This window comes from Providencia sp. PROV272, assembly GCF_049901975.1.
Taxonomy (GTDB): Bacteria; Pseudomonadota; Gammaproteobacteria; order Enterobacterales; family Enterobacteriaceae; genus Providencia; species Providencia stuartii.
On the sequence record NZ_CP096291.1, the window covers coordinates 154806 to 174391 of the forward strand.

Genomic DNA, 19586 nt, shown 5'->3' on the forward strand with positions numbered 1-19586 from the left:
AAGCTCTCTTATATTTTATTTTGCAATCACATCTTTATTTTTATAGGCGCCGAGATCATCGACATAGAGCAAACTGTATTTTTGACCTGCACTGACAGCGGTTTTAGTTGGTGCTAAAGTATGTGAAAACGGCGCTACCATGAGTGAATCGGTCAATATTTTTTTACCTTTTTTATCATCAACATTCGCAAGAGTGACGTAATAAGGACTATTGTTAGTGATACGGAATTGTTTGTTTTCCGCTTTCACTTCAATCTGTTCGAGTGCTTGTTCAACACCGGCTTGTAAGTGGTTCGGACGATAGAACAGTTTAATACGTGTTTTAATCGCCAACTGCATCGTGTTTTTCCCTTGCAGATGTTCTGGTGTTGGTGGGATATCTAATATATTTAAATAAAAAACAGATTCGCGATCGGTTGGCAGCGATGCGGGGAGTTTTTTAATGCGTAATTGTTGCCCATCATTCCCTGATACCTTAACAACAGGGGGGGAAAGCAAAAAAGGAACATTGGCTGTTTCTGGTGTTGAATTGATATCACCATCGTCAATCCATGATTGGACTAAGGCTGAATCATTTCCATTATTAATAAGTTGTACGATGGTTTCGTTATTTTTTTCTGGATAAATAACGCGTGTTCCATTAACAACAATATTAGCAAAGGCAGTATTAATACTAGCGAGTAAGGAAAATAAAATAAGTAGGCGCATAATAATAAACTCAGAAATAGCCAAGCTAATAAAATAGCCTGGCTATTTGGGTAAATAATTACAGATATGAAATGGTATAAGTGACGTTAGAGCTTAAGCTACCAACTCTTGCTGGCAGAGCATTCGTTTTATAGTAATAGATATCTAATGCTAAGGTTTCAGTGTTAGAGTCGTTGCCTTTGATATCAGTAACGAATGGTTGGTTTAATAACAGAGGAATTTGGTCTGTTGTTGGCGGATTCAAGTCCGAAGTGCAACGCTAAGCCGCCTTTCTTAGCTCCGCAAACACCACCGAAGGTTGTCTGAACCCCAGACACTTGCGTGGCCTGCTGTTCAACGCTCCCTGATAGCGTTGTAAGTCTTCTTCTGTCACTGTCCGCAGGTCTGTTCCTTTCGGGATAAACTGTCTTAACAACCCATTCGTATTCTCGTTCAGCCCACGCTCATGCGAGGCATACGGATGGGCAAAGTACGTATCTGCGTTCAGTGCTTCTGCTATCGCCTTGTGCTCACTAAACTCTAGACCGTTATCGAACGTTATTGTGTGACATACATCCTGATACTCACTCAGCAGTGAGATAATGGCCTTACTGACTTCCACCGCATCCTTTGAAAACACCTTTTTTGTCAGGTAAATACGGCTTTTGCGTTCTGCCAGTGTCACGATAGCACCAGTGCCCTGTTTACCCTGCACCAAATCGGCCTCCCAGTCCCCCAGACGGCTACGGTCATCGACGACTGACGGCCGTAGCTCAATGGATACCGCATCAGGGATGCGCCCTCGTTTCTGCCCGTAGCCCTTACGATATCGCCGTTTGCCCTGCCTAAGATGCCTGTACAACTCGCCACCGCTACGCTTATCCGCATAGATATACTGGTAAATCCATTCATGGCTGACGCTAAGACCAATAATGCTGCCAATTGCACTTATTTGCTCAGGACTCCACTTCCACTCCAGAGCAAATATCACGAAATCTATGGTCTGCTGAGGAATTGTCCTTTTGGCAGATGACAGCCGCCTATCACAGCACTTCTGGTGTGCCTGTTGTGGGTTATAACCAGTATCTGAAGTGTTACGCCTCAGTTCACGGGAGACCGTGGACTTGCTTACACCGATACGGATACCTATCTCATGGCAGGATAAATTATCCTCACGCAGTATCGATATCTGGTATCGTTGTCCTTCGGTTAGTTGCTGATACTTCATACTTACTCGCTCATCTTTGGTCGGAAGAGCAGGATAGCTTATCAGTAGCTAACCGTCCTTCCATCTAACATGACCGAGCGTTGCACTTATTATCTGAATTCGCGGTTTTAGTAATGGCGAAACCAACGTTACGAGAAACGCTCGTGTCATTTTCATTAACTGTGGTATTTTGCAGATACTTACCATCAGTAGAAATATTATTTGCAGATGAGAAATAAATTTTCAGAGGGGTATCAGCAGCGCCGCTTGCAGAAGTACAGTTAGAGAAAGTGAGTGATACTGTTTTTTTATTTTTAGTAATAATGCCTTGAGTCGTGCCTGCATCTTCAACAGTGATTGGATTTAATGCAACAGTGAAATCCGCACTTTTACCGCCATTGATAGTACAAGTTGTATCAGTAATTGCGCCACTAAAGTTAATTACACCACCAGCTGCTTTTTCAGCAGCAAGTGCTGGTGTAGCAGAAAGAATTAATGCCGTTGCAACTGATAATGCAAATTTGTTATTCATTTTCTTCTCCGAGAAAAGCTGTATATATGTTAATAAAAGAGGAATGGCAAAGTTTGCGCCTTCTGTTATTTATAGAAATAGAAAGCCATCCTCAGCCAGTTTAAAAAAATTTATTAATTACGTTGAATTTAAAAAACAGAAATACGAAACGGCACTTTTTAACAAAGGCGCTTTATATTTCAGCCTCATTTAAATTTGAGGGTAATTTGATTTATATCAAATTTTATAGGGCGCTATTATACGTGTAATCATTTGTTTAAAAAGAGGGGGATTATTACTCATATTAGATTTAAAAATTAAATATCGAATTAGGCTCGGAAAAGATTGCTGATTACGTGTTAAAGGGCGTATTTTGAAAAGAGGGTGGTGTTTTATTTTTTAATTTCAGTTAATTCAGAGCTATATGTATTTTTTGGCTGCAAAAGTAGAGTTAAAAACTTGTTACCAAACGTTTCATTTTGTGGATTTGTATTTCTTTATTGATTTTAAATCAATATGTTAAGTCAGGTACTCCTTTGGTAGTAGTTGATAAATAGTCAAAATACATAAATTTTTTTGATGAAAATCATTTTAATAATTTTATTTTATTCAAATTTTTAATCTGAATAAATAAGTTTAGTCAAAATAAATATTTATATAAAAATGAAACTATTCTTAATATGTATTATTGTTAATAAATATATTCACCATGTGAAATATTTTTTTGATATAAACAATGACGTATCGATGAGTAAATATTAATCAATTTTAGGTTTTAACTATCATATTAATAGCTAATATCTATAAAATAACCGTATTAATAATAAGGTTTATTTTATATTGGCTCACTTCGAAAAAGGTCTGCCAGTTAAACTTAATTTATCGAAAAATGATTTATTCATTTCTACAGGTTTCATTATCGGCAAAAAACAAATTAACTTTATTATTAATTTACCTTTTCTTTTGCACATAGAAGAAAAGGCGGTGAATTTTTCAACATGGGGGGTATTTTGCACGATAAATACCCATAACGAATTGTTATTCTTTGTTATTGTGGGTTGAAAAACAGCCACTGCTTATTTTATTTCTAAGGGATTGTATTAAACACGGCGATATAAGCGAATCAGAATAGTATCAATTTAATGATGATTTATTGCCAATAATCAGTGACTTTACTTAATTATGGGTATAAAAGCACTCGAAGTGGAGTGCTTATTATTTTATTTGTGGGGTAACTATAGGGCTGATTTCGGAATGACACCTTCAAATGTCAGTTTCGGGCGATCTGGCTCTTCTTGTGTGAGTGGGGTAACTTCTTTGAAGCTTTGTTGGCAGCGGATAACAAGGTCTTGATAGTCAGCAGTACCTCGGCTTTTCCAAGCTATTTCTTTTTCAGACAGTGTTCTTTGTGCTTTAGCAGGCGTTCCTACGATCAACGTATTATCTGCAAATACCGCTTCTGCTTTCACAAAGGAGCAAGCGCCAACAATAGAATTCTCGCCAATCACGGCGCCATCCATAATGACACTGTTCATTCCAACCAAGGCATTACGTTTAATATGGCAGCCGTGCAAAATCGCACCGTGACCAATATGACCATTTTCTTCAATGATGGTATCGTATTGCGGGAAACCATGCATAACACAGTTATCCTGAACATTAGCCCCTTCTTTAATGATCAAACGCCCGAAGTCTCCACGTAAGCTCGCATTAGGACCAATATAAACATTTTTTCCGATAATCACGTCGCCAATGATCACAGCGGTTGGATGCACAAAACTTTCTGGACTAACAACTGGCGTGATGCCATCTATCTGATAAAAAGGCATATTGAGTTCCCCTTCTGTTTAAGTTACATCGGTATTTAAGAAGATTTATGCCGCGATCTCTTTTAATACACCGCCAAAACGTCGGAAATAGGTTGTAGTCGGTTGCGGCAGTTCCCCTACAGTTGTTTCGCATATTTCGCTGACGTAGCGTGTTGCTGCTACTTCAACACGCTGGTAAATATTGATACACAGATTCCTGGCTATTTGCCCCTCCCATTGCGCAGGGAGTAACTCATCAGGTAGCAGCGGATCTTTTAATACTACTCGGCGATAAAAGTGGATCAGTAATAAGCGTAGTTGAAAGCATTGCTCAGGTGTTATTTGCTCATCCGATAACTCTTTTAATAAGAGTGCGAGTGGGCGAAATAACACGATAAATTGGTGATAATGTTCAGCCACCTGTTGTAACGACCAACTGTCTGACACCAACTCTTTTAGGTGTTTTTCGGAGCGGTTATAGGGGTAATCTGCTCGAAAGTAGATCACCTCTTCACTTGCATTAAGTTCATTAAGTAATGACGGAATATCGCTTTGAGCGCTACTTGGTGCTGCCATCAGTGAGGTGCTAAATTGACCAAATCCTAACCAGCTTAACTCTTTTTTGAGCCTTGCTTTTTCATCTTTGTCAGCGGCTTCAAGTAACAATAAATCCCACTTGCCATCCCAATTGGGTTGCTCACTTTGATAGATTTTACTTTCAGCGTGACGAAATTGGTTTTGACCACGTTCAGATATTCGGTAATAGCTACGACGACCGATTCTTTCAGCATCTAGCCAGCCTTCTTTTTGTAAGCGAAATACAGAAGTACGGACAAAGCGGTCGGTAAAGCCCATTGGTTCAAGTAAATTGGTTAAGCTACCAAGCCATACTTCGCCCCCGCGGTGGTGTAGCGCATCGCCATAAAGAGAGATAATGAGTGATGTTCCACTAATTGGCTGGCTGGTTAGCGCATGCTGTATAAATTGGTTAAGTTTAGTTTCCATTTTGTCATTATCCGATGAATATCTGTATCAAAAATATGAATGAATAGTAGACAAAAACATCTTGCTTGTCTTCTATTTGCTACACAGGGCATTGTTATATTAGGAAACTAAAATTAAAGGCACCCCGACATTTATCCATTGTAAGGTGCCTCGTAGAGAAGATTTATATGGCGATCCTTGTATCAATAACACGAGCCGCTTTGCCTTGTGAACGAGGGATATCACCGCAATTAACGATACTGATCTGTGTGCTCACGCCTACCATTGACTTAATTCGATGCTTAAGGTTATGGCAGATATTACAACGCTCATCATAGGTCAGAAGATCGGGTTTTTTCAGCTCGACGCGAATAGCTAAGCTATCCATATTCCCTTTACGGCTAATTTCTAGCTGGTAATGAGGGGAAAGCTCTTTGAACTGCATGATTTGCTCTTCTATCTGCGATGGGAAAACGTTGACTCCACGAATGATCATCATGTCATCAGAGCGGCCGGTAATTTTACCGATACGGCGCATATTACGATTAATCCCCGGCATTAAGTGGGTTAAATCGCGAGTGCGATAGCGGATAACAGGCATAGCCTCTTTTGTTAGGGTAGTGAATACTAACTCACCTTTATCACCGGGCGAGAGTGTTTTTAGAGTATCAGGTGAGATAATCTCCGGATAAAAATGATCTTCCCAGATTGTAGGCCCACTTTCTCCGGCATCGGCACACTCCATGGCCACACCTGGCCCCATGACTTCTGACAGGCCGTAGATATCAAGCGCTTTGATGCCTAAGCGAGTTTCAATTTCTGTTCTTAATGCCTCAGTCCATGGCTCTGCACCAAATACGCCTAGTCTTAGTGAGCACTTACTTGCGTCTCCTCCCATGATTTTCTCTAGCTCATCAATGATGCTTAGACAGTAAGAGGGGGTTACCATGATGACGTCAGGTTTGAAATCAGCAATTAATTGAGCCTGTTTTTCTGTCTGACCACCAGACATAGGAATAACGGCTGCACCAAGACGCTCAGCACCATAATGAGCGCCTAAGCCACCGGTAAATAGGCCGTAGCCGTAGGCAACGTGGATTTTATCTCCTTTCGTGGCTCCCGCAGAGCGTAGGCTACGAGCGATTAAATCAGCCCAATTATCAATATCTTGTTGGGTATAGCCGACAACAGTGGGGCGACCCGTCGTGCCCGAAGAGGCATGAATACGGATGATTTTATCCATGGGCACTGCAAAGGTATTAAATGGGTAATTCTCGCGTAGATCTTGCTTTGTGGTATACGGGAATTTTTCGATATCACTCAGTTGCTTGAAATCGTCAGGATGAACGCCGGCCGCATCGAATTTTTTGCGATACATCGGCACATTTTCATAAGCGTGAGTGAGTGTCCACTTCAGTCTTGAGAACTGCAATGCCTCGATTTCATCTCTCGATGCAAACTCAATTGGATCAATAGTGTGTTGTAGAGTGCTCATAATTGCTAGTCCTTATAATTATTGATATCCGCATGCTTTAAGCCTTTTTTGCGATATATTGCCGAGTCAGGGCGGGTATATATGCAATGGCGAAAAGCGAGTGCAGTATTGGCCTGAGCAGGTGTAGGGTTTCAGGCATTTTTATTTTTTACCCATCATTCATCTCATTAGAACGGTGTGATTTTGGGTAGGTTAATCGGTCTAAACTCGTTCAATAATCATGGCTATGCCTTGGCCCACACCAATACACATGGTGCATAAGGCATAGCGCCCTTGGCGACGATGTAATTCGTTCACGGCGGTAATCGCCAACCTTGCCCCACTCATACCAAGAGGGTGGCCTAAGGAAATGGCACCACCATTTGGATTCACTTGTGGCGCGTCGTCAGGTAAACCTAATCCTCTTAGTACAGCGAGTGCTTGAGCAGCAAAAGCTTCGTTTAGCTCAATCACATCCATTTGTTCGATTGTTAGCCCCGTCATTTTGAGGACTTTTTGGGTGGCGGGTAATGGTCCTATCCCCATAAACCGTGGTTCAACACCACAGGTTGCTGTTGCGATAATTCGTGCTTTAGGGGTTAACCCCTGAGCTTTAGCCGTTTCTTGCGAAGCGATAATCAAGGCGGCTGCACCATCATTCACCCCAGAAGCATTACCTGCTGTCACTGAGCCATTTTCACGAAACGGTGTTTTTAACTTTTGTAATTGTTCCAAGGTTGTTTCAGGTCTTGGGTGTTCGTCTTCTGTAACAATCGTCTCCCCTTTGCGATGTTTAATGGTGACGGGGATGATCTCTTGTGCGAAAACGCCTTGTTGACGAGCCTGTTCGGTGCGTTGTTGGCTACGTAGAGCAAAGGCATCTTGGTCAGCTCGATGGATGCGATACTCTTCTGCAACGTTCTCCGCCGTTTCTGGCATCGAATGTGTTGAGAACTGCTTTTCCATCAGTGGATTGACAAATCGCCAACCAATTGTGGTATCAAATATTTGTGCTTGCCTTGAAAAGGCCGATTCTGACTTACCCATAACAAAGGGTGCGCGGCTCATTGATTCGACACCGCCTGCAATCATAAAATTCGCTTCCCCCGCTTTGATACTTCTAGCCGCAAGTGCAATTGCATCAAGGCCTGAACCACAAAGACGATTCACGGTAGTGCCCGATACGGATAATGGAAGACCCGCTAATAAACTCGCCATTCGTGCGACATTACGGTTATCTTCACCAGCCTGATTTGCGCAACCTAAGATAATGTCATCAGTTATTGACCAATCTAATTGAGGATGCCTTTCCATTAGAGCCTTTAAAGGTAAAACGGCGAGGTCATCAGGGCGTACAGAGGACAGTGCGCCTCCGTAGCGGCCAATTGGGGTTCTGATACCATCACAGATAAAGGCATCTCTCATCACTCTTCTCCTGTTAAACGGTGACCTAGGCGATGCGCTCGCCCGTAGAACCAAGCTAAGGTTTTGCCTTGTTGGTTGACAATTTCTACTTCATATAAGCCAGTACGTTTGCCCTGATGCTTAACGTTTGCGACTGCGGTCAATGTATCCCCTTCATATGCAGGGCGGATAAAATCAATGGAGCAGCTTGAGGCAACAGCGGCGAGTCCATGGCTATTGCAAGCGTAAGCAAACGCGGTGTCAGCTAGGCTGAATAGTTGACCGCCATGGCAGGTTTTATGGCCATTAAGCATGTGCGAAGTAACGGTCATGGAGAGTTGAGCGGCTCCCTCAGAAACTTGCTCTATCACCATCCCCATCGCTTTTGCGCAAGCATCGTCACGGTACATGATGTCTGCGGATTGTTGAGCCAATGTTATTGTGGTTTGTGAACTCATTGCAGCTCCTTAGCAGGTAATGACCGCACCCCAGCAACCAATTGGCGCAACAGGGGATTCGCCCGGTAGCGCCCGTCGGCATAAAACTGCGATAACTGATCGAGTGTATTAAGGATATGTTGCCAGCCAATTTCGGCGCCCCAAGCGAGCGGCCCTTTAGGGTAGTTCACGCCATAACGCATTGCGTTATCAGTATCTTTTGGGCTAGCGACGCCTTTATTGACAACATCTAAAGCTTCATTGCATAGCATGGCAACCGTCCGCATCGTCAATAGGCCGGGATAATCAGGTAATACAATCACGTCCTTGTTGAGCGATTGAAAAAAGGCAATGACACTCTGGTTTTCTTGGTGGCTGTTTTGGACTGCACAACTGATTGCAATTGCGTTTGCTTTGGCATAATCAGCGGATAAATCAAATTGCACCATGCTCTGATTGGCTTTTTGCGCTCGTACAGAAGTTAATTCACCATTCGTTAACATAACAATAACATTGTTAACTCGGAGTGTAGGCAATTCGTGGCTATCTATTTTAGATTCTTCGAGAGGGATCCCGTTTTGCCTTAATAATTGTGCAAACTCAGGTAAACTTTGCCAATCGCCTCGAGCCGTAACGGAGGGGGGATTGTTTAATATCACTTTTTCTGCCATTGTGGCTTTAGGCAGTGGTTTGTTGTCATCGTAATGATAAAAGCCGCGGCCAGTTTTTCGACCGAGATGTCCCGCTTGAACCAGCTCTAATTGTTCAAAGGAGGTTTGGAACCGAGGGTCGTAGCCAAATGCTTGAAAAACCGAATCCGTCACCGCGTAATTCACATCATGACCAATAAGGTCGGTCAGTTGTAAAGGGCCCATGGAAAACCCACCGGCATCACGTAGAACACTATCTAATGTTGCAGGGTTTGCGATTTGCTCTTCAAGTGCGCGTAATGTTTCAGCATAAAAAGGGCGAGCAACTCGATTAACGATAAAGCCAGGCGTTGAGCGGCAGATAACGGGAATTTTGCCCCATGCGACCGCCAAGTTTTTTAGCTGTTCAATAACAGCGCTTGCGGTTTCGCGCCCACGAATAACTTCAACCAACTTCATAATGGGAGCTGGGTTGAAAAAATGGAAGCCAGCAAAGCGCTCTGGGTGTTTAAGTTGGCTGGCGATGGCGGTAATCGATAACGAAGAGGTGTTACTTGCAAAGAGGGTATTTTCTTTGCAAATGCCTTCAAGTTCGCTAAATATCGCTTGTTTTATAGTCAGTTTCTCAGCGACAGCCTCAATGACTAATTGAGCCGGTGCTAAGTCAGCCATCGTATGTACAAGTGTAATACGCGCAAGCAGTGCCTCTGTTGTTTGCGCATCCGCTTTGCCCTGCTGAACGCGCTTATTTAACCGTTCAGTTAAAGACTGTTTTGCTTTATTCAGTGCTTGTGTGTTGATGTCAAATAGCAGTACCGTATGTCCAGCGCTTGCTGCCACCTGTGCAATGCCGATACCCATTGTGCCAGCACCAATGACAGCGACGGTATTAAGAGTTAAAGTCATATTAGCGTCCTTTAAACTTAGGTTCGCGCTTATTCAAAAAGGCATCGACTCCTTCGCGATAGTCTTCGCTGCGTCCACCTAAGCGCTGTAAATCACGTTCTAGGTCTAGCTGCTCATCTAATGTGTTAGTTGCGGCACGATAGATAGCTTTTTTGATTAGTCCTAAGCCATAAGTTGGCTGTGTGGCGAGGTGCTGGGCTAATTGATTAACGGTGGTTGTCAGCTCATCATTTTCAGTGACTTGCCAAATCATGCCCCACTGTAGTGCTTGCTCAGCGCTAATTTTATCGCCAAGTAATGCCATCCCCATGGCTCTTGCATGGCCTGCTAATTGAGGTAAGAACCAGCTACCACCGGAGTCCGGTACTAAACCTAAGCGGCAAAAAGATTGAATAAAACTGGCGCTTTTAGCCGCAATAACGATATCACCCGCTAAGGCGATTGCCGCGCCTGCACCTGCGGCTACGCCATTAACGGCACAGATGATAGGCTTCGGTAGTGAAGTGAGTCGGCGGATCAGGGGGTTATAGAAAGTTTCGACGGAATAACCTAAATCCGGTGCCTGTTCGCTAACCGAAACATTGCGATCATTCAAATCTTGACCTGCACAAAAACCACGACCGGCTCCTGTAATCACTAAACAACGCACGGTATCATCACGTTCAGCAATTTTTAGTGCATCACTTAGTTGACGATGCATTTCATCGTTAAAGCTGTTTAACCGGTCAGGGCGGTTTAATGTAATGGTGAGTACGCCATTTTCCAGTGTTGTCAGTATCATTGCGCTGTTTGGCATCTTATTGTCCTGTAAATTTTGGCTGTCGCTTTTCAAAGAAAGCATTGATCCCTTCGCGGCGGTCATCAGTACCTGCCAAGGTGACAAAATATTGGCGCTCAAGCTGTAATCCCTCTGAAAGTGAGATTTCTTGAGCTGCATTAATGGATGCTTTAGCCGCTCTCACGGCAAGTGGGGCGTGATCCGCCATGCGTTGGGCAAGTTTCTGTGCGTATTCAACAACTAACCCATCCACACAAATTTGACTCACTAATCCTGCTTGTAAGGCACGTTGTGCAGGAATCGCCTCGCCCGTGAGTACCATTTGCATCGCAAGGGATTTGCCAACCACGCGAACCAGACGTTGAGTTCCTCCCGCGCCAGGTATTAGCCCTAGGGTGATTTCAGGTAAGCCAAAACGCGCCGTTTCACCGGCAATGACCACATCACTTGCAAGTACTAATTCAAAGCCAGCACCCAATGCATAACCATTGACTGCGGTGATAATGGGTTTGGAAATTTGCGAAAAACGACGCCAAACTTGAGGGCGCCTATCCGTGATCGCCGCCGCAACGGTTTGTTGCTGGAGCTCTTTAAGGTCAGCACCCGCCGCAAAAAAACGTGGGTTACCGGCAATAACGATGGCGCCGATTTGTGGGTCTTTATCGGCTTGTTCAAGGTGATCGACAAGTAATTCGAGGCAATCAGTACTTAAGGCGTTACGCACATCAGGGCGATTCAACGTCAATGTTAGGACGCGATGTTCAATATGAGCTAGGATCCAATCAGTTTGCATATGAGCCTCCTACACATCGAAATCGAGTTCTACGCCATCGCCTTTCGGCCATGCTTGGCAGCTTAAAATATAACCATCCGCAATTTGGTCCGGCTCAAGGCTGTAGTTGACGCCCATTTCAACTTCGCCCGCTTTAAGCTTACATTTACATGTTGCGCAAACACCGCCTTTACAGGCATAGGGAAGGTCTGCGCCTTGGCGTAAGGCCGCATCCAGAATACTGTCGTCTTGGCTATCCATATTGATGGTCATTGTACGTCCATCAAGGTGAATGCTGACTTGGCGGTTATCCGTTGCTAATGTTGCAGATGGGCGGAATTTCGTGCCGGAAGTGTTAAAACGCTCACTATGAATACGCTCTGGCGCCATGCCACATTCAGCTAATGCAGATTGCACATCGTCCATCATCTCTTCAGGGCCGCACACAAAAGCATGGTCAAATTGCTTAAAATTGAGCAAGGTTTTACCCAATGCCATTAATTGTGGCTTATTCACGCGACCGCTAAGCAGTGCACTGTCTTGCTGCTCTTGGCTAAATAGATAGAGCACCTGAAAACGTTCTGCATACTGGTTTTTAAGGTCGGCAATGCTCTCTTTAAACATCACCGAACGGCTATTTTTGTTGCCATAAATTAAAGTGAAGCGGCTGTGTGGCTCAGTTTGTAGGGTGGCTTTAATAATGGAAAGTAAAGGTGTGATACCGGAGCCTGCCGCAACCGCAAGGTAACGACCTTCTGTTGTGACTTGAGGTTGATAACCAAATTTCCCTTGGGGGATCATCACATCAAGGCTATCGCCAACATGAAGTTGTTGGTTAATAAAATTTGAAAAACGTCCTTCGTGGATGGCTTTAACACCAATTTTTAGAACCCCGTCGTCAGGTGAACTGCAAATGGAATAACAGCGGCGTAAGTCTTCGCCATTGACTAAGGCTTTTAGGCTTAAATGTTGCCCAGGGCGGTAGCGATAGTGCTCGCGCAAATTATCAGGAACGCAGAAGGTCACAGCAACCGCATCAGGCGTGTCACGTTCAATTGCAGCAATACTTAAACGATGAAATACAGTCATGAGTGTGCCCTTAAATACATTTAAAATAATCAAATGGCTCAAAGCATTCGAGACAGCGATATAGCGCTTTGCAGGCGGTCGAGCCAAATTCGCTGATTTTCTCTGTGTGTTGACTGTCGCAACGTGGGCAACAGATTGGCCCCGATTTTTCGGGGTGTTCACAGGCTTTTCCTGCTGGCGGCGCAATACCAAATTCACGCAAGCGTTGTTTGGCGTCTTGGTTCATCCAATCTGTTGTCCATGCCGGCGTGAGAACGACCTCGATTTCCACATTGGGAAACCCGGCATGCTCTAAAACATTTTTGATTTCGTTAATTAAAAATTCAGTTGCTGGGCAACCGGAATAAGTGGGTGTAAACATCACTTTCCAGCCACGAGATGTGGCAAAAACATTGCGGATCATGCCAAGATCAGTAATGGAGAGTGCAGGTAACTCAGGATCGGGGATTTGATGTAGTTGCTGCCAGATCTGATGAATTTGAGGGGGTTGTAACCCGCTGTTTTGCAATCTCTGTTCCATAGCATCACCATTCACAATTTGGATAAGCGCGTTGGACAAACTGTAGCTCGGTTAAAATGAGGCCCAAGTGTTCAGTGTGGTTACCCTGTTTGCCACCTAAACGGTATGCATTTTGTTCAGGCATCGTCAGCGTGGCTTGCGCGAAAGTCTCTGTGACCGTTTCTAACCACTGTTCACGTAATGTTCGAGGGTCAACGGCGATACCTACCTCCGCGAGCGCAATCTCGACTTCATCGGCGTGGAATAATTCGCCTGTAAAGCGCCACAGTTGATCGACCGACTGCTGAATTCGCCGATGGCTTTCTTCGCTACCATCACCTAAGCGGATCATCCAGTTACGGCTAAAGCGTAAGTGGTAGAGCACCTCTTTGAGCGATTTTTCCGCGATGGCTGCCAATTGTTCATCTGCGCTGTGAATTAAGGCTTGATAAAGCGGAACATGGTAGGCATCCATAAAAAATTGGCGTACTAGCGTGTCGTTGAAGCCGCCGTTTGGTTGCTCTACCAGCAGTAAGTTGCAAAACTCACGTTCATCTCGGAGGAAGGCAATTTTATCTTCATCAAACTCTGTTCCTGATAGGGTTGCGGCATACGCTAAAAAGTTTCTTGCCTGACCGAGTAAGTCCAAACCGATGTTGGAGAGAGCAAGGTCGATTTCCAATTCTGGTGCATGACCACACCATTCACATAGCCGTTGAGCCAAGATCAATGCGCTATCGCCTTGCCTTAAAACATATTGTTTGAGTGCTTCATGCTGATTCATATCGTTGCCTCACATGTTTTTGATGCCATCGGGGATGGTATAAAAAGTTGGGTGGCGATAGACTTTGGTGTCAGCAGGGTCAAAGAAAGCGCTCTTATCTTCTGGTTGAGAGGCAATAATATGCGTCGCTTTGACCACCCAAACGGAGCATCCTTCACTACGACGAGTGTAAGCATCGCGTGCATTTTCTAGTGCCATCAGATCGTCAGCGGCATGCAGGCTACCAACATGACGATGCGCAAGCCCTTGTTTGCTCCGAACAAAAACTTCATATAATGGCCAATCTTGATTGCTCATGGTCTTTTCCTTTTATTCTGTGCTAGGCGGCGGATTTAACGGCTTTCTGTTTTCGGCTATGTGCCATGGCACCTTCGCGTACCCATGCTCCATCTTCCCAAGCCTTGCGTTTGGCATGCACGCGTTCGTAATTACAGATGCCTTCGCCTTTAATGACTTGATAAAACTCTTCCCAGTCGATTTCACCAAAGCGGTAGTGCCCTAGCTCCTCATCCCATTTCAGTTCTGGATCTGGAATAGTCATACCGAGGGCTTCCACTTGCGGTACTGTGTTATCAACAAATTTTTGGCGTAGCTCATCGTTACTAAATCTTTTAATTTTCCATGCCATACTTTGTGCACTGTGTGGGGAGTCACTGTCGTTCGGGCCGAACATCATCAGAACAGGCCACCAGAAACGGTTAATGGCATCTTGTAACATGGCTTTTTGTTCATCAGAGCCGTTCGCCAGTACAGTGACAGCTTCGTAACCTTGACGTTGATGAAAACTCTCTTCTTTACAGATTTTCACCATCGCTCGTGCATAGGGGCCATATGAGGCTCGGCAGAGGGCAACTTGGTTAACAATGGCGGCACCATCAACCAACCAGCCAATCACACCTACATCGGCCCAAGTTAGGGTGGGGTAGTTAAAAATAGACGAATATTTCATTTTGCCATCGAGCATCTTTTGATAGATGTCTTGGCGAGTGCATCCTAATGTTTCGGCTGCGCTATAAAGGTAGAGGCCATGACCTGCTTCATCTTGGATTTTTGCTAACAAGATAGCTTTACGTCTCAATGTGGGTGCGCGAGTTAACCAGTTTGCTTCTGGCAGCATGCCGATAACTTCCGAGTGTGCATGTTGTCCAACTTGGCGGATCAGGTTTTGCCTATAGGCATCGGGCATCCAATCTTTTGGCTCAATATTAATGTCGGCTTCGATTTTGGCCTCGAAGTTTGCCTGATTTTGCTCATTCATTGTTTTCTTCCAAATGATTCGTATTAAATTAAATAAAAATAAAAAATGAATCACAATATTTAACATTAATGCTAGGAATCGTTAACAATAAAATCAATCTCATTTATTCTTCTTTTGCGATTGGCTTCACAATCAATTTAAGTTTATTGATTTAAATCATAGGGTTAATTTTATGTAAATTAGTGTGGTTTTTATTTGTTAGTAGCTAATGGATAAGTTTTGTTCTTAATTTGTTAAATTGAGGTTGGCATTCGCTGCCCATATTGTGATACATATTTATTTAATATTTGTGTTTGTTGTTTTTTATTTTGGAGAGATGCCATGCAGCAATTAACAAGTTATATAACGGGGAAGTGGTTATATGGTGAAGGTGAAGGCCGCAAAATTTATCATGCATTGACTGGTCAGGCGTTATATGAGGTTACCACTGCGGGTTTACCTCTGGTTGATTGTCTTGATTACGGTCGGAAAAAAGGCGGGGATGCTTTATCCGCCATGACTTTCCAGCAGCGCGGCCAAATGTTAAAAGCCGTCGCTAAATATTTGCTAGAGCATAAAGCGTCTCTTTATGAAATATCAGCACAAACAGGGGCGACTAAAGCAGATAGTTGGGTTGATATTGAAGGTGGGATCGCAACACTCTTCTCTTTTGCAGGGCTTGCAAATCGCGAGTTGCCAGATGATACGATTTGGCCCGAAGATGAGATGATCCCGCTATCGAAACAAGGCCAATTTATTGCTCGCCATATTTTAACTTCCCGCCATGGTGTGGCATTACATATCAATGCATTTAACTTCCCTTGTTGGGGAATGCTAGAAAAATTGGCACCAACGTGGCTAGCGGGGATGCCTGCGATTATTAAACCTGCGACGGCTTCCGCTCAAGTTACTCAAGCAATGGTGCGCCTGATCGTTGAAAGTGGGTTAGTGCCTGAAGGTGCTATTCAGCTAATCTGCGGGGGGATCGGTGATATGTTTGAATATCTCGATTTTGAGGATGTGGTGACCTTTACTGGCTCGGCAGCAACAGGGCAAAAATTAAAATCTCACCCTCGATTACGTGAAAAGTCGATCCCATTCACCATGGAAGCAGACTCCCTTAACTGCGCAATACTTGGGGTTGATGTTACTCCAGAACAACCTGAATTTTCTTTATTTATTAAAGAAGTGACCCGTGAAATGACGGTGAAAGCAGGGCAAAAATGTACAGCAATCCGTCGTATCATTGTGCCGAAGCCCCAGTTAGAAACAGTTAAACAGGCATTATTAAAACGCTTATCGGGTATCACTGTCGGTGACCCTGCCGTTGAAGGCGTGCGCATGGGGGCTTTAATCAATCAAGAGCAGCGTGATGATGTTCATGAAAAGGTTATGTATTTACAGCAAAACGGTTGTGAAATCCTGTGTGGAGGGGATCTTCAAGAGCTGAATGTGATGGGGGCCGATAGCCAAAAAGGGGCATTCTATCCGCCTACCTTGCTCTATTGCGCCGATCCTTATACTAATCAGGCCGTCCATGAAACGGAGGCATTTGGGCCGGTTGCAACATTGATTGGCTATGAGACGAGTGACCAAGCGGTTGAGTTGGCCATTATGGGAGGAGGGAGCCTTGCGGGTACATTAGTAACGGCAGACACCTCAGTAGCGCAAGATGTTATCCGTAGAAGTGCACGGGCACATGGTCGAATGTTGATTCTGAATGAAGCCTCAGCGGCAGAATCAACGGGGCATGGCTCACCATTACCACTATTAGTGCATGGTGGCCCGGGTCGCGCGGGTGGTGGCGAGGAGCTAGGCGGATTGAGGGCAGTTAAACACTATATGCAGCGAACGGCTATTCAAGGTAGCCCTTCTATGCTGACTGCCGTCACCAAGCAGTGGATCCGTGGTGCAGATGTAGTGACGGATCAAGTGCATCCGTTTAGGAAGTATTTTGAGGATTTAGTCATTGGCGATACCTTATTGACGGCAAGACGCACGGTGTCGGAAGCAGACTTAGTCAACTTCGCTTGTTTAAGTGGTGACCATTTCTATGCACATATGGATAAAATTGGCGCTGCGCAATCATTATTTGGTGAGCGAGTGGCTCATGGCTACTTTGTTGTATCAGCAGCGGCTGGTTTATTTGTTGATGCGGCAGTCGGTCCTGTGATCGCCAACTATGGTATGGAAAACTTACGTTTTATTGAGCCTGTAAAAATTGGTGATACCATCCAAGTGCGTTTAACTTGCAAGAAAAAGATTAAAAAAGCACAAAAAACGGCAGAAGATAAGCCAAATGGCGTGGTTGAATGGGATGTTCAAGTCTTCAATCAAAATAATGTTGCCGTTGCCTTATACAGTATTCTGACGCTTGTTGAGCGCCGTGAAGGGGATTTTTAGCGGCTGAACGGATACGGGGATGATTCGCCCGTATTCAATAGCAGGTTGCGGTGAGGCTAGCCGCTGTCCAGCCTCTTATCAGCAGTCAGAAATTAATTGTGAATAAAGTGCGCTTGGTTCAGTTGGCTAAGCGCATGATTGACGGCAAAGATCTCCCCTCGGACTTCAGGAACACCAAAGGATTTTAGCCGCGCACTGTGCTTTTGTAAGTAAGCTTGAGCTTGCTCTTCTGACGCAAACAGGTAAATACCTCCAGCCTTTTGTGTCGATGGGTTCTCCGTCCAAATTTTCCAGATAAAGCCAGGTTCATCATTGATAGACTCGGCTAATGTTTTCATTGCATCAGCCATCTGCTCTCCCCAAGGGCCTTGATAAGGGAAATCGACCTGTAAAATCACCTGCATAACGACTCCGATTTTTGCTTGTTCTATGGATGAGTAGTAGACAGTATAATCCCTAACTGAAATTATTACTTTGATAATTAATGGTGTTTTACGCTATCGCTTTTTCCTGCTTCAAAAGCGGCTAATGTGGCTAAACGTGCTTGTTTATGGTCAACAATTGGTGCGGGATAATCTAAAGTAACGTGGTTAGCCTCTGCCCACTCATGCGGTGTGTGAATATATTTATCGGGTACGGATTGTAATTCTGGAAGCCACTGGCGAATAAATGCACCCTGAGGGTCAAATTTTTTACCCTGAGTGGTTGGATTAAAAATACGAAACCAAGGTTGTGCATCAGTACCTGTCGAAGCAGACCACTGCCAGCCTCCATTGTTTGCCGCGAGTGTGCCATCAATTAATTGCTGCATAAAATATTGTTCGCCGAGTCGCCAATCAATCAGTAAATCTTTCACTAAAAAACTCGCAGTGATCATTCTTAAACGATTATGCATCCAACCTGTGGTATTGAGTTGTCGCATTGCAGCATCAACGATGGGGTATCCCGTTTGCCCAAGCTGCCACGCTTTAAAGTCAGCATCGGAGCTATTCCACTGAATGTGGTTGGTCCATTCAATAAAAGGCTGGTGGCGGCATAAGCGTGGAAAAGCGACGAGTAGATGATGGTAAAACTCTCGCCAAATTAATTCATTAAGCCATGTGAATGCCCCGCTATCTGGGGAATCAAAAAGCGGTGGATACTCAGCGAGCAGGCGATTTAAACATTGCCGTGGTGAGAGTACCCCAATTGCCAAATATGGGGATAACAGGCTGGTACCCTCAATTGAGGGAATATCGCGATGCTGTTGGTAATGCTGCACTTTTAGGCGACAAAATTGCCTGAGTTGTTGGCGTGCTGCTGATTCACCCGCTGGGAAATGTGGCGCAATATCGACGGCGTGATGCGCAAACAAGGGGAGTGATAGGTCATCGATAGCAAGTGCTTCCCCTCGTGGTTGAGGTGCTGGTAAGGAACGAAAATCGGTGGTCACTAATTGGCTAATAAAGGCTCGACGAAACGGAGTGTACACTTGGTACATTTCGCCTTTCTGATTTGTGACGGATTTTGGTGGTAATAGTAAGGCATCATCAAAAGCATGTACTCGGAAAGCGCGTTGTGGGTGATGAATCAACCATTCGTCTCGCCTATGCTCATTGAGTTCATATTGATGATTGAAATATAGGTGGTCAACTTGCTGCTGTTGAGCAAAATCCAGTACCCATTGTGCGGCACTTAAAAAATCGGGGGTTGTTTGGCAAAACAGAGGGATGCTTAATTTGGCTAGCGAGTCACGAAGCGCAATGAGATTTTGATGCAAAAAGGTGATTTGCCGAGAGGAGAGGTGATGTGCTCGCCATTGTTCTGGTGTAGCCGTAAACACGGCGAGCACTTTAGCATCAGGATCAGCACAAGCAGATGACAGCGCTTTATTATCGGTGACACGAAGGTCATTACGAAACCAGACTAGGTGACAAGCCTGTTTTTTCGCCATCTTCTGCTCCTTTGCCTTACATC

General features: G+C 44.4%; 18 protein-coding genes and 2 pseudogenes. 1 reads left to right on the forward strand and 19 read right to left on the reverse strand.

The window, feature by feature from the left end; translation table 11 throughout:
* Nucleotides 1–15: 15 nt before the first annotated feature.
* From M1E93_RS00635 to paaA, 17 genes and pseudogenes are all read right to left on the reverse strand, one after another.
* Nucleotides 16–711 (reverse strand): fimbrial biogenesis chaperone, encoded by a 696-nt coding sequence (locus M1E93_RS00635; protein ID WP_426207271.1) that lies wholly within the window; start codon nucleotides 709–711, stop codon nucleotides 16–18.
* Nucleotides 712–766: 55 nt separating this feature from the next.
* Nucleotides 767–925: pseudogene (locus M1E93_RS00640) on the reverse strand (fimbrial protein); the annotation flags it as partial.
* A 42-nt stretch (nucleotides 926–967) separates the two neighbouring features.
* Nucleotides 968–1915 (reverse strand): IS30 family transposase, encoded by a 948-nt coding sequence (locus M1E93_RS00645; protein ID WP_140035165.1) that lies wholly within the window; start codon nucleotides 1913–1915, stop codon nucleotides 968–970.
* A gap of 94 nt (nucleotides 1916–2009) precedes the next feature.
* A pseudogene (locus tag M1E93_RS00650) lies at nucleotides 2010–2426 on the reverse strand (fimbrial protein); the annotation flags it as partial.
* A gap of 1214 nt (nucleotides 2427–3640) precedes the next feature.
* Nucleotides 3641–4234, reverse strand: coding sequence for a phenylacetic acid degradation protein PaaY (gene paaY, locus M1E93_RS00655; protein ID WP_004923444.1), 594 nt, complete (start codon nucleotides 4232–4234; stop codon nucleotides 3641–3643).
* 45 nt (nucleotides 4235–4279) lie between these two features.
* On the reverse strand, nucleotides 4280–5218 hold the full coding sequence (paaX, locus tag M1E93_RS00660) for a phenylacetic acid degradation operon negative regulatory protein PaaX (protein ID WP_104873064.1): 939 nt from the start codon (nucleotides 5216–5218) through the stop codon (nucleotides 4280–4282).
* A gap of 163 nt (nucleotides 5219–5381) precedes the next feature.
* Nucleotides 5382–6692, reverse strand: a complete 1311-nt coding sequence (gene paaK / locus M1E93_RS00665; RefSeq protein WP_014657036.1) for a phenylacetate--CoA ligase PaaK — start codon at nucleotides 6690–6692, stop codon at nucleotides 5382–5384.
* 201 nt (nucleotides 6693–6893) lie between these two features.
* Nucleotides 6894–8096, reverse strand: a complete 1203-nt coding sequence (gene pcaF, locus M1E93_RS00670) for a 3-oxoadipyl-CoA thiolase (RefSeq protein WP_014657035.1) — start codon at nucleotides 8094–8096, stop codon at nucleotides 6894–6896.
* Nucleotides 8096–8533, reverse strand: a complete 438-nt coding sequence (paaI, locus tag M1E93_RS00675; protein ID WP_004923454.1) for a hydroxyphenylacetyl-CoA thioesterase PaaI — start codon at nucleotides 8531–8533, stop codon at nucleotides 8096–8098. The genes pcaF and paaI overlap by 1 nt, the downstream gene beginning before the upstream one ends.
* The gene (locus M1E93_RS00680; protein ID WP_104873063.1) at nucleotides 8530–10068 is read right to left on the reverse strand and encodes a 3-hydroxyacyl-CoA dehydrogenase; all 1539 of its coding nucleotides are present in this window, start codon (nucleotides 10066–10068) and stop codon (nucleotides 8530–8532) included. The genes paaI and M1E93_RS00680 overlap by 4 nt, the downstream gene beginning before the upstream one ends.
* A gap of 1 nt (nucleotide 10069) precedes the next feature.
* Nucleotides 10070–10864: a 2-(1,2-epoxy-1,2-dihydrophenyl)acetyl-CoA isomerase PaaG gene (paaG, locus tag M1E93_RS00685; protein ID WP_014657034.1), complete on the reverse strand. Its 795-nt coding sequence runs from the start codon at nucleotides 10862–10864 to the stop codon at nucleotides 10070–10072.
* 1 nt (nucleotide 10865) lies between these two features.
* Nucleotides 10866–11639, reverse strand: a complete 774-nt coding sequence (gene paaF, locus M1E93_RS00690; RefSeq protein WP_004923466.1) for a 2,3-dehydroadipyl-CoA hydratase PaaF — start codon at nucleotides 11637–11639, stop codon at nucleotides 10866–10868.
* Between the two features lie 9 nt (nucleotides 11640–11648).
* Entirely contained in the window at nucleotides 11649–12707 is a 1059-nt protein-coding gene (gene paaE, locus M1E93_RS00695) for a 1,2-phenylacetyl-CoA epoxidase subunit PaaE (protein ID WP_426207058.1), read from the reverse strand.
* Between the two features lie 10 nt (nucleotides 12708–12717).
* Nucleotides 12718–13227 (reverse strand): 1,2-phenylacetyl-CoA epoxidase subunit PaaD, encoded by a 510-nt coding sequence (paaD, locus tag M1E93_RS00700; protein WP_014657032.1) that lies wholly within the window; start codon nucleotides 13225–13227, stop codon nucleotides 12718–12720.
* Nucleotides 13228–13231: 4 nt separating this feature from the next.
* Nucleotides 13232–13990, reverse strand: a complete 759-nt coding sequence (gene paaC, locus M1E93_RS00705; RefSeq protein ID WP_014657031.1) for a 1,2-phenylacetyl-CoA epoxidase subunit PaaC — start codon at nucleotides 13988–13990, stop codon at nucleotides 13232–13234.
* A gap of 9 nt (nucleotides 13991–13999) precedes the next feature.
* A complete protein-coding gene (gene paaB / locus M1E93_RS00710; RefSeq protein WP_426207059.1) occupies nucleotides 14000–14287 on the reverse strand; it encodes a 1,2-phenylacetyl-CoA epoxidase subunit PaaB in 288 nt (95 codons plus the stop codon).
* A gap of 22 nt (nucleotides 14288–14309) precedes the next feature.
* Entirely contained in the window at nucleotides 14310–15248 is a 939-nt protein-coding gene (gene paaA / locus M1E93_RS00715) for a 1,2-phenylacetyl-CoA epoxidase subunit PaaA (protein ID WP_036944051.1), read from the reverse strand.
* 321 nt (nucleotides 15249–15569) lie between these two features.
* Here paaA and paaZ point away from each other — a divergent pair, with 321 nt between their 5' ends.
* Nucleotides 15570–17630, forward strand: a complete 2061-nt coding sequence (paaZ, locus tag M1E93_RS00720) for a phenylacetic acid degradation bifunctional protein PaaZ (protein WP_004923491.1) — start codon at nucleotides 15570–15572, stop codon at nucleotides 17628–17630.
* Between the two features lie 92 nt (nucleotides 17631–17722).
* Here the strand turns inward: paaZ and M1E93_RS00725 are convergent, their stop codons facing one another.
* Both M1E93_RS00725 and phrB read right to left on the reverse strand, forming a co-directional pair.
* Complete coding sequence (locus tag M1E93_RS00725) at nucleotides 17723–18034, reverse strand: monooxygenase (RefSeq protein ID WP_014657028.1); 312 nt, start codon at nucleotides 18032–18034, stop codon at nucleotides 17723–17725.
* 77 nt (nucleotides 18035–18111) lie between these two features.
* Entirely contained in the window at nucleotides 18112–19563 is a 1452-nt protein-coding gene (gene phrB, locus M1E93_RS00730) for a deoxyribodipyrimidine photo-lyase (protein ID WP_014657027.1), read from the reverse strand.
* Nucleotides 19564–19586 lie beyond the last annotated feature (23 nt).